At 60.3% G+C, this 11347-nt stretch carries 11 protein-coding genes; 5 read left to right on the top strand and 6 right to left on the bottom strand.

The genetic code is table 11. From position 1 onward, the window contains the following. The first annotated feature begins 469 nt into the window (after nt 1-469). The 5 genes from K1Y02_21600 to K1Y02_21580 all read left to right on the top strand — a co-directional run bounded on the left by K1Y02_21600 (nt 470) and on the right by K1Y02_21580 (nt 6317). Nucleotides 470-775 (top strand): antibiotic biosynthesis monooxygenase, encoded by a 306-nt coding sequence (locus tag K1Y02_21600; protein ID MBX7258972.1) that lies wholly within the window; start codon nt 470-472, stop codon nt 773-775. 92 nt (nt 776-867) lie between these two features. Further along, complete coding sequence (locus K1Y02_21595) at nt 868-1851, top strand: Gfo/Idh/MocA family oxidoreductase (protein ID MBX7258971.1); 984 nt, start codon at nt 868-870, stop codon at nt 1849-1851. Between the two features lie 81 nt (nt 1852-1932). Then, nucleotides 1933-3987: a transglycosylase SLT domain-containing protein gene (locus tag K1Y02_21590; protein MBX7258970.1), complete on the top strand. Its 2055-nt coding sequence runs from the start codon at nt 1933-1935 to the stop codon at nt 3985-3987. Nucleotides 3988-4149: 162 nt separating this feature from the next. Further along, a complete protein-coding gene (locus tag K1Y02_21585) occupies nt 4150-5505 on the top strand; it encodes a Gfo/Idh/MocA family oxidoreductase (GenBank protein MBX7258969.1) in 1356 nt (451 codons plus the stop codon). Nucleotides 5506-5579: 74 nt separating this feature from the next. Then, a complete protein-coding gene (locus K1Y02_21580) occupies nt 5580-6317 on the top strand; it encodes a HEAT repeat domain-containing protein (protein ID MBX7258968.1) in 738 nt (245 codons plus the stop codon). A gap of 95 nt (nt 6318-6412) precedes the next feature. On the opposite strand, the gene K1Y02_21575 is transcribed toward K1Y02_21580, so the two are convergent. The 6 genes from K1Y02_21575 to K1Y02_21550 form a co-directional block, all read right to left on the bottom strand. Then, on the bottom strand, nt 6413-7174 hold the full coding sequence (locus tag K1Y02_21575) for a class I SAM-dependent methyltransferase (protein ID MBX7258967.1): 762 nt from the start codon (nt 7172-7174) through the stop codon (nt 6413-6415). Between the two features lie 2 nt (nt 7175-7176). Further along, a complete protein-coding gene (gene thiE / locus K1Y02_21570) occupies nt 7177-7830 on the bottom strand; it encodes a thiamine phosphate synthase (protein ID MBX7258966.1) in 654 nt (217 codons plus the stop codon). Next, nucleotides 7830-8030 carry a sulfur carrier protein ThiS gene (gene thiS / locus K1Y02_21565; protein MBX7258965.1) on the bottom strand — a complete coding sequence of 67 codons (201 nt, stop codon included), beginning with the start codon at nt 8028-8030 and terminating at the stop codon, nt 7830-7832. Before thiS ends, thiE begins: the two co-directional genes overlap by 1 nt. A 145-nt stretch (nt 8031-8175) precedes the next feature. Continuing rightward, nucleotides 8176-9321 (bottom strand): 2-iminoacetate synthase ThiH, encoded by a 1146-nt coding sequence (gene thiH / locus K1Y02_21560; GenBank protein ID MBX7258964.1) that lies wholly within the window; start codon nt 9319-9321, stop codon nt 8176-8178. A 45-nt stretch (nt 9322-9366) separates the two neighbouring features. Next, nucleotides 9367-10167 carry a thiazole synthase gene (locus tag K1Y02_21555; GenBank protein MBX7258963.1) on the bottom strand — a complete coding sequence of 267 codons (801 nt, stop codon included), beginning with the start codon at nt 10165-10167 and terminating at the stop codon, nt 9367-9369. 206 nt (nt 10168-10373) lie between these two features. Next, nucleotides 10374-11228: a HesA/MoeB/ThiF family protein gene (locus K1Y02_21550; GenBank protein ID MBX7258962.1), complete on the bottom strand. Its 855-nt coding sequence runs from the start codon at nt 11226-11228 to the stop codon at nt 10374-10376. Between the last annotated feature and the right edge of the window lie 119 nt (nt 11229-11347).

Here is an 11347-nt window from a genome sequence, read left to right as displayed (position 1 = left end):
GCTCACGATGACAGCCTGACTCAGAAAGACAACTCCTCAGTGCGTGGCGTACACCGCCGCTGGCGAGTAACACGCAGCGCATGACAAGTCCAACCAACATCCTGACGATCATCTCTTGCTGGCGCAGACGAGGAAACTCAGCGGTCGCCGTACTCTATCCGTAATCACCGTCCACTCCTTTCTCCTTGTCTTTTCTTTTTGTCCCTCTTCTTGAGTGCCGTAGGCACGTCAGACTCCAGCCTGGGGTGAGATTCGCGTCCAGGACGCGAATCGAAACCCCAGGTACATGTCCCCACCCAACGTAAGCCCTGTAAGGGCGAAAGCAACTTACACGGCTTGTTTCTTAGGTGCGCATCTCCTCCCAACTCAAGCGAGTCGGCGTCCTTCCGTCAATAGCCGTGCTATAGTGAAGGCTCTAATCGCGAATGAAGAGGCTGCGGCTATCCGGATCGGAAGGGAGGAGTCAATTATGCTGGTCGTATTCGTACACGTACACGTGAAAGCCCACTGCGTCGAAGCCTTCAAGAACGCAACCATCGAAAACGCCCGCAACAGCCTGAAGGAACCCGGCGTGGCCCGGTTCGACGTCGTGCAACAACAGGATGAACCGTCCCGGTTCGTGTTGGTCGAGGCCTATCGCACGCCCGAAGCGCCCGCGCAGCACAAGGAGACGGCCCATTACGCCAAGTGGCGCGATACCGTCGAATCCATGATGGAATCCCCACGCAAGAGCGTGAAATACAACAGTGTCTTTCCCGAGGAATCGGCGTGGTAGACGCCGCACGTTCTTTTGACAACCCCACCACGGGTTGCTACGATTCGCCGCAGTCTGCGGCGAATCTTGCCGCACCAGGAAAGGCATAAGCGATGGCTACCAAATTGCGAATCGGGTTCATTGGCGCGGGCGGAATTGCTCCGGGGCACTATCACCGTCTGCTGGCGACGAACAAAGCCATAGTCGTGGCCCTCAACGACCCCAGCAAGAAATCGCTTGAGAAGTTCTACGCCAAATGCCCGGGGTCCGAATCGCTGCCCGTGTATCGCGACTACCGCGCCATGCTCAAGGCGGAAGACCTCGACGGCGTTGTCGTACAAAGCCCGCACACGGTCCACTACGAGCAAACGTGTGCATGCCTGGATCGTGGCATCCATGTCCTCTCTGAGAAACCCATGACGTGCACCATCGCAGACGCCAAGGCAATGATCGCGAAAGCCAAGAAGGCCAAGCGTGTGTTGATGATTTCCTATCAGCGCCACTTCGATCCGCAGTTCCGGTACATGCGCGACCAGATTGCCCAGGGCAAGCTCGGCGAGGTCCAATACGTGCAGGCCATCCAATCGCAGGAATGGCTGCGCCTCACAAAAGGGACGTGGCGCCAGAAACAGTCCGAATCGGGCGGCGGCCAGATCAACGATTCCGGCAGTCATCTCATCGACATCGTGATGTGGGTGACTGGAATGAAAGTGCGCGAAGTCTTCGCGAAACAAGAGAATTTTGGCTGCGAGATCGATATCAATTCTTCGCTGGCCATGAAGTTCGAGAACGGCGCGCTCGGCAGCATGTCGATCATCGGCAACGCGCCTGCGTGGTATGAGGATCACACCATCGTCGGCAGCAAGGGCGCGTTCTATCTGCGCCAAGGAGTGGGCCTCATTCAGCAAGACGCGCTCGGTAAACCGGTCAAGGTGAAATTGCCGAAGTACGCCAAGAACCCGGATTCGAATTTCGTCGATTGTATTCTTGGCAAGGACGTTCCCCAGACACCTCCGGAATGCGGGCTTAGAACCATCGAAGTCACGGAAGCAGCCTGGAAGTCCGCAGCTTCCGGAAAACCCGTTCGGGTACCGTAACCCGTTCCCTCGGCCTGCAGTGCGCGGCATTCTTCGTCACACGGCGCTGATTTCGAGGTTCAAAAGAGGATTAAAAGCGACGTGTCCCCAGTAATTCTAGTTGGAGTTGCCATTCTTTCGACGCTGCCCGGCGAGGACAGCTATACCGCCGGGCGCATCGCCGAATACCAAACAAAGTACGGCGATGCCGCGAAAGCCTACGATGAATGCGCCCAGATAGAAGGTCCGCTTAATGCGTTCGCGCGCGTTCGCAAGGCCGTCCTGCACGGAAAAGCGAACGACAGCGCGGCCGCCATGGCCGAACTCCAGACCTTCGCCGACGGGCCTGCGGGCGATCCCGTCACGATGATGGCCAAGGCCGAACTCGCGAAACTTCTTCAACAAGCAGGACGCCCCGCCGACGCCGCCAAATTGATTTGGGATGTCGCTTGGTCGCAAGTGCCGTCGCGCTGGGTCGATCAATACCGCATGATGCTTGCCGACTGCCTCACTGCATCGGATGACTCCAAGCAGATGGGGTACAACCTGTACGCTCAAATGTTGGCGGAAGCGCGGAACCCGCGCGTGCGCATGGAGCTCGCCCAGAAGCTATCCGCTTCTCCGGATGTCCAACATCGCTTGGACGCCGCGATGGTCATGGTGACGGCGGGCGAGTTTGGGCAAGCAAGCCAAGTTATACAGGCGCTTGCGCCTATGGTCGCCGATACCAACGCCGAGAGGGCCGCACAGTACGCTTATCTCAACGGTAGAGTGCAGTTGGCTGCAGGCGATACCGAACCCGGCCGGGCAGTCTTGCGCGAAGTCGCGGCTTCCTATGCAAAGACCATGTGGGGACGATTGGCGGCCGCACACATTGCGCGGAGTCTCTTCCGTGCGAAGGAAACTGAAGCGGCCAAAGAAGCCTTCGACCAATTGGTGAAGGACTACGCGCGTACCGAAGAAACCAGCGACGCCTTGTGGTGGCTGGCCAGCCGTTATGCCGAGCAGGAGAAGTTGGACGAGGCCATTGCCGAGTATCTTCGCCTTGCAAAGACCTGCCCCAAGCAGGAGCGCGCGGACGATGCGCTCATCGCCGCCGCTGAAGGACTGCGAGGCAAGGGCGAGTTCAAGAAGGCCGGAGAACTCTACGCGCAGTTGTTGGAGCACTATCCGCGCAGTCCACTTGTATCGGCGGCCTCCTACGACAGCGGACTCGCGCACGAAAAGCAGAACAATCTCAAAGCGGCGAAGGCGGATTACGTCAAAGCAACCTTGCGCGGCATCGGCGATTTCTACGCGCACCGCGCCATGGAACGCCTGTATGAACTACGCGATAACCCGGGCGCGGGCGGGTCCACCATCAACGGACTGAAGTCATTTGTGCGTCCAATCGAGTTGCCGATCAAGTCGTCGCCGGAAGCCGATGTGACCTATCGCGACAACGCGTGGTGCGAGCGGTTGTTCTATTTTGCGGACCACGGGTTTGAAGAAGCGGAATGGGAAGCGCTGATGCTCCTCGCGCAACCCGACCAATACGGCGGGCAGATGGCCGTGTGTCTGGCGCTATCCGAGGCGGGCTTGGCCGCCACGGCCACGCAGATTGTCGAGCGCGGTCAATTGGGTATTCAGAATGGCGTTCCCACTCCCGAACGTCTTCGCGTTCTGTATCCGCGCGCTTACTGGAGCCAGGTGTGCGAGATCGCCTCGGAGACGCGCGTCGACCCCTATTTGCTGCTGGCCATCGGACGCCAAGAGAGTGTGTTCCAGCCGCGGGTCGTGTCGCGTTCGGGAGCGACGGGCGTCATGCAGTTGATGCCCGACACGGCGGACTGGCTAATGAAGGTGGAGCCGGGCGTTCAAAACGAACACAGCAACAACCTGAGCCATCCCGCGAATTCGTTGCGGCTCGGCGCGTACTACCTGATGCGGATGATCGAACGCAACGACGATAATCTCGTCTTTGCGCTGGCCTCGTACAACGCGGGCCCCGGTAACGTCGCCAAATGGCGAAAGACACATCCCTCAACGGATATGGAAGTCTTCATCGATACCATTCCGTTTGAAGAAACCAAGGATTACGTCAAGAAGGTTCTGGGCAACTACGCCGCTTACCATTCGCTCTATCCCGATCCGGGCCTCGTTGCAGCGGCAAAATAGCGTGAACGGCATTTGAACCACCCCTCAATTCGCGGACAAATGTTACCCCCCACCTTTGCGAATTATTTACGTGCAAAGCCGCTCCCCGATATCTCATAATCGCTCGTTCGCGCCTGCATCCGCCGGGATGGCCGGCGCCAGCCAAAAAGAGGGGATTGGGTTATGAAAGAAAAAGACGTGTCCAGCAATTCCCGGAAGGGAACCGGCGTGAACCGCAGGGACTTCCTGAAGCGGAGCACCATGGCAGCCGTGGGAGCCGTAGGCCTTCCCTATTTTGTGCCTTCCAGCGCGCTTGGCAAGGCCGGAAATGTCGCGCCGAGCGAACGCATCGTGATGGGATGCCTCGGGGTGGGAAGCCAGGGTACCGGCAACATGAAGGGCTTCCTCTCCAACAAGGAACTGCAAATCGTCGCGGTCTGCGACGTCGACAAGAACCATCGTCTTAACGCGAAAGACATCATCGACGGTTCGTACGGCAATAAGGACTGCAAGGACTACAACGACTTCCGGGACCTGATGGAACACAAAGGCCTGGATTGCCTTTCCATCGCGCTACCCGATCACTGGCATGCCATTCCCGCAATCTATGCCGCGCAGAAGGGCCTCGATATGTACGCCGAGAAGCCCCTCTCGCTGACAATCCACGAAGGTCAGGCGATGGTCAACGCCGTGCATCGCTATAACGTCGTGTGGCAGACAGGCAGTTGGCAACGCTCGGAAAAGCACTTCCAAAAGGGTTGCGAACTCGTTCGAAACGGCCGTATCGGCGAAGTGCATACGGTCCGCGTCGGTTTGCCCACCGGATCGCCGATCGCTCCACAACCCGAGATGCCGGTACCTGACGGTTTCGACTACGACATGTGGCTTGGCCCCGCGCCGTGGGCCCCGTATACCAAGGAGCGCTGTCACTGGAACTTCCGCTGGATTCTCGACTACTCAGGCGGGCAACTCACCGACTGGGCCGCGCACCATTGCGACATCGCGAACTGGGGCATGGGCACGGAAGAAACCGGTCCTGTCGCCGTCCAGGCAAGAGGTCAATTCCCGCGCGACGGTCTGTGGGATGCCGCGACGGACTATCTGCTCGAATGCACCTTTGCGCCGGGAGCAAGCCCGTTGGCTCCAAACGGATTCACCATGTTCGTGTCGAACCTGTTCCCCATGGGAACGAAGTTCATCGGCACAAAAGGCACCGTGTTCGTCGATCGCGGAAACGTGCTCGAAACGGAACCCGCGTCGCTGAAGGACAGCGAAATCGGCGCGAACGAGGTCAAACTCGGCAAGGGCGACAAGAACCACGCGCGCAACTTCATCGAATGCATTCGCACGCGCGAGAAGACGATTGCGCCCATTCATGCGGCGCACCGCGCCATCAGCATTGCGCACCTTGGCAACATCTCCATGCGGCTAGGCAAGAAGGTGTTCTGGGATCCCGCGAAGGAACAGTTCGTCAACGATCCCGTCGCAGACCGTATGCTAATGCGGGCCATGCGCGCTCCGTGGACCCTGCCGAGCTGACGAACCGCGACACGTTGAATCGACGAAAATGCAACCAGGCCGGTAACGCGGCCTGTTAAGGGAAGGATTTCACCATGAGTGTTTCCACCATATTGGGTACGGCGGCTACGGCCGTTGCCGCGGACGAAAAGAGCCCGCTGCCCGCTATCAAGAACTACAAGTTCGGCGACAGCCGCGAACCGTTGACCGCCGTTGCCGATTGGGTGCGCGGATGCCTGGGCGACGACAAGAAGCGCGTGGAGGCCGCCGCCGAATTGACGGCCATGCTCGCGACGGATGCAACCTACGACTGCAAACAGTTTGTGTGCCGTCAACTGTGGCTTGCGGCAGGTCCCGCCGATGTGGCCGCGATTGCCCCGTTATTGCGCGACGCGAAGACGGCGGACATGGCGCGTTATGCCCTCGAACGCATAGCCGATGAATCGGTCGACAAGGCATTCGCCGAAGCGTTGGGCGCAGTCGACGACGCCACCAAGATCGGCATCGTGAATTCGCTGGGCGAACGCCGTTCGCCGGCATCGGTCGCGGCCATCGCGCCGTTGCTGTCGTCAGCCGATGCAAAGCTCGCGTACAGTGCCGTCGTTGCCCTCGGGAAAATCGGCGGCGCAGACGCCGACAAAGCCTTGGTGAAGGGCAAGATTAAGAAGAATCCGCGCGTTGCCGAAGCGGTCGCGCAGGCGCGCTTGCTGATCGCGGAAAGCATGGCCGCGAGCGGCGACGCCGCCGGTGCAGCGAAAATTCTCAAGGCGCTGTCATCGGGCGGACCCAAAGCCGTGCGCGCCGCCGCGAAATCCAAACGCGAAGCCAAGTAACAGCCGCGAACAGCTCTGAAAGCAAAACCCGGGCGCATACTTCTCGCGGGAGTGTGCGCCCGGCTCTATTTCTTGGAGAGCGATGTAGACCTCGACTATACCCTGCGAATCACCGTAATCGGCCGGTGCGCGGGCTCAGAACCTTCCACGGGAAGATTGAGATTCCAGTCGTTCCACCATCCCACAAATTCGAATGCATGGTGGGCGCGAATGAACGCGAGAAACTCTTGCGGAAACACCAAGCGCCGTTGCGCTTTCTGCTCCAACTCGAACTCCTTGCCGTCATGAGCCACGCACAGGTGGATCGTTTCTTCCACACACTGCTCGACGCGGTCCACCCAACGCATGTAGTAGCTGGCGTCGATGTGCACACTTTCGCGGTCGATTTCCCACGTGTCGACGATGTCAACAAAGGGATCGAAATTGACGCACCATTCGAGCAGATACACACCGCCGGGTCGCAACGCTTCGGCCATTGCATTGAAGTGCGAGTCCATTTCATCGCTGTTCTTCACATAGAGCGACGACAACGGCAGGTATGCGAAATCCACCGCGCGCGGCAACGAGAAGGACGTCATGTCGGCGCGAAGGACTTCAGCCTTGCCGCCCGTTTGCCCGGCGCGCGATTCGGCATACGCGACCATGGACGGGCTAAGGTCTATCCCTGCGTATTCGTATCCCCGCCGCAGCCATGCGGGCATGTGCGGCGCGTGACCGCAGCACACCTCGAGCACACGCCCCACGGGACGGCGCGAATGGCGGCGAATGACCTCCTCCATCACATCGACTTCTTCCTCGATGTCGCGATACGAGAAGGCCAATTCGTAGTAGACCGGCGTATCGTAGAGCGCACCCACGGTTAGCGCCGCGCCGCGAGCATGGCATCGCGCAATTCCATGGCCGCTTCGTACACGTCGGGCGCGGCGGTGACTGCCGTGACCACGGCGGCGTGACGCGCGCCGCGCTGCAGCACTTCGTGAATGTTATGCAGCTTGATACCGCCCATCGTGGTCCACGGGATGGTGAGGCTGGGGACAATCGCGTCGATCATCGCGGGCCCGACCACGCCTGTCGCGACCTGCTTCGTTTGCGTCGCGAAGATCGGCCCGATGTTTACATAGCTTGCGCCGTCCGATTGCGCGGCGAGCGCTTCGTCGAGCGAATGCGTCGAGCCGCCGATAATGAGGTCCGGCGCGATGCGCCGCCCTGCGGCGATGGGCAGATCGGTCTGGCCCAGGTGCACGCCATCGGCTTCAACCGCCAGCGCGACATCCAGCCGGTCGTCGATGATGAGCAGCGCGCCTGCTTCCCGCGTGGCCTTGCGGAACACGAGCGCACGTTCGAACAACGGGCCGTCGTCCATTTCCTTCTCGCGCAATTGCACGAGCGTCACGCCCGCGCGCAGCACATCCTCAAGCACGGCAAGCGAGGAACGTCCGGCGCAGAACTGCTCCGTGATGACAACGTACAGGTCCGATTCGTCGAATCGCGTCATGCGCTCCGCATGGGTCATCAGCCGCCACCCACGAAGCGGACCAGTTCGACCGTGTCGCCGTCGCTCAATGAAGTGGTCGCATAAACCGAGCGGTCGAGAATGTCCAAGTTGCGCTCGACTACCGTTGCGTCTGCGGTAAAGCTCAGGCTATCGAGCAGCTTCTGTACGGTCATGCCGTCGGCAATGTCGCGTGATTCGCCGTTCAAGGTGATTCGCATGAAACCTCCTGCTTAGACTTGGAGCCGAGCGAAGGCTCTTCCTTAATTGTCATTCTGAGCGGCAGCGAAGAATCTGTTTCTGGCTTAGCGACTTTTGCCAGATGCTTCGCTTCGCTCAGCATGACACAAGTCGCGGGCATTCTATCTACGAGATACTTCCCGTTCCGGCTACTCCCGCAAACCCGTAGTCGTAATCTTTCCACACCGGTTCATACCCGAAGGATCGAATGGCCGCCGCAACCTCCGCGGGCGTACGCGTGTCTTCCACTTCAAACTGTTCGAGCGTGTCTTCGCCGTGCGTGGCGTAACCGCCGGGCCGTGTCGAACTGCCCGCGCTCATCATGGTTACGCCGAGCGGAATCAACCGATCGCGGAACGGAGGCCGTTCGCGCGTCGAAATGGTGATTCCCGCCTCCGGCAGAAAGAGGCGCGACGCCAGCATCAATTGAACCAGATCCTGATTGCTGACAAGGCGCGGAATGCTGAACCGCTCGGGCGTGTGTTGAAGCCTCGGGAACGAAATGCTGACTTCGCTTTGCCAGCATGTTCGTTGGAGGTAGCGCGCGTGCATCGCCGTCCAGAACGCATCGATGTGCGAGTCGAACAGGCCAAGCAGCGCGCCGACACCCAATCGCCGCGCGCCCGCGCGACCCGCGCGGTCGAGCGCGTCGAGCCGGAAGAGGTAGTCCATCTTCTCGCCCTTCAAATGGACCTTCTCGTAGGTGGCCTTGTCGTAGGTCTCCATATACAGCGTGACGCCTTCGAGTCCGCGATCCACCATTAGCCGATAGTCGTCTTCGCTAAGCGAATAGACCTCGATGGAGACGGACGGGAAATACTCGTGCGCAATGCTCACCGCGTCGGCGATCTGACCGGGCGGCACGGCCTGCCGCGCCTCGCCGGTCAGCAGCAACAGGCTTTGGAATCCTTGCGCGGCCAACACCTCGCACTCGCGGCGGGTTTCGGCTTCGGTGAGCGTCAGGCGCTTCTCCTTGTTGCCCGATCGCACGGCGTAGCCGCAATACGTACAATCCGCGCCGCACACATTGGAAATGTAGATGGGCACATACATTTTGATGACGCGCCCGAAGTGCCGCCGCGTCAGGCGATGCGCTTCCTGCGCCATCGGTTCGAGACGTTCCAGCGCCGCCGTGGACAAGAGCGCGCACAGGTCATGAGGCGTGCGTTCTTCGCGCGCGATGGCGCGGTCGACATCATCGACTGTCGCCGCCTCGATGCATGCCCGGACCCGTTCAGCGGGCCAGGCTTCCAATTCCGTCAAGAAGGACATGATCTCGTAAGGACTCCATGGGAAACAGCCGGCTGGTGGCCGGCGTTATGCTTTGCTCAAGAAACCGGTGAGCGGAGACGAGGCCTCCGCGGTAACGCGCTCGGGACCCAGTCCCGCGCGGTACGCCATACGGCCCGCTTCCGTGGCCATGGCAAATGCGCGGCCCATCGCCTCGTGATCGGTCGCGTCGGCCAACGCCGTATTCACCAGCACGGCGTCCGCGCCCAATTCCATGGCCTCCGCCGCGTGCGACGGCGCGCCGAGTCCGGCATCCACGACCACCGGCACGTTGGCCTGTTCAATGATGATGCGAATCATGTCGCGCGTTTTGAGTCCGCGATTGCTGCCGATGGGCGCGCCAAGCGGCATCACCGTCGCCGTGCCCAGTTCTTCCAAGCGTTTCGCGAGAATCGGATCGGCCTGGATATACGGCAACACGATGAAGCCTTCTTTGAGCAACATCTCCGCCGCGCGCAGCGTCTCGATGGGATCGGGCAACAGGTAACGCGGCTCGGGCGTCAACTCCAGTTTCACCCACGGCTCGCAGCCCGCCGCGCGCGCGAGCTTCGCAAGCCGCACGGCTTCGTCGGCATTGCGCGCGCCCGACGTATTGGGCAACAGCAGATGCCGTTTGGGATCGAGCACGGAGAGGATGCTGTCGCCGCCGGGATTGTTGAGGTCCGCGCGCCGCAACGCCACGGTGACGATCTCGGCATCGCAACCCGCGAGGGCCTGTTTCAGCGCAAGGCTGGACGGGAACTTGCCCGTGCCCACCATGAGCCGCGAACGGAACGTGCGGCCCGCGATAATCAGCGGGTCCGCGGGGATATCGGTCTGTTGCGTCATTGTCTCTTGTCGAGACGTTTCCAAACGTCGCGGGAAACGCCTCTCTTTCCTTGTTGCTTACTGTAAATCAGGTACAGACACGTCTACGCTCCGCTTCGCTTGTGTCAGTCTTCCAATCTCATTCATCGGTTGCATCCGGCGTGTCATTGTGTAAATCAGGTACAGACACGTCTACGCTCCGCTTCGCTTGTGTCAGTCTTCCAATCTCACTCATCGGTTGCATCCGGCGTGTCATTGTGTAAATCAGGGACAGACACGTCTACGCTACGCTTCGCTTGTGTCAGTCCCTGATTTACACAATTGCAGTTGGGACGGCGCGGAATTCTCATGGTATGCAAGCGCATGGTTTCGCCGTCCACGCGATGCAGAAGACCGCTACCGTTTGGTTGCGGCTTCCAGCATCCGATAATCCACCGAATTATCTCCATCGCTTCGACACTGCCCAAAATGCCCGGCACGGCCCCGAGCACGCCCAATTGTCCCGTCGTGGGGACGCCTTGCGGGACGTGCGGCACCGCGCACCGCAGACACGCGGTCTGCCCCGGAACCACAAACATCGCCTGGCCCGAAAGCGCCAGAATACCCGCCGTCGCGAACGGTTTGCCCAGCGCCACGCACGCGTCGTTAATCACGTACTTCGACTCGAAGTTGTCGGTCGCTTCGACAACCGCGTCGTAGGCCGACAAGGTATCCTCCGCATTTTCCCGGGAAATGCGCATCTGCGACGTGTGCAGCCTCACCTCCGGGTTCAACGCCCGGAGCGTTTCCGCGGCGGAATCGATCTTCGGCTGGCCCAATCGCGGCGTCGAATGCAGCACCTGCCGTTGCAGGTTCGACAATTCGATTACGTCCGAGTCGAACAGGCCCAGCGTGCCCACGCCCGCCGACGCCAGGTACAACGCCACCGGACTCCCCAGGCCGCCCAGGCCCACAATCGCCACGCGCGACGCCGCAAGCCGTTCCTGCCCGGCCTCGCCGAGACCCGGAATAAGCACGTTGCGCTCGTACCGCGCGCGTTGTTCCTGGGTAAAAGCCATCTTCAATGGACTCTCTGGTTTCATGCTTCCGATTGCTTCGATCCGTTCCGTGGACCGAACGGAAGCCGTTTCCTGCAAAGAACCGCAGGAGGATGATGACTTCTGGCAGTTCGTGTTGCTGTCCGATGTTGCATTGGCCGCGA

Source organism: Candidatus Hydrogenedentota bacterium, from assembly GCA_019695095.1.
Classification (GTDB): Bacteria; Hydrogenedentota; Hydrogenedentia; order Hydrogenedentales; family SLHB01; genus JAIBAQ01.
Note: the sequence above shows the minus strand (reverse complement) of the source record. Positions and strands in the feature narration are given on the sequence as shown.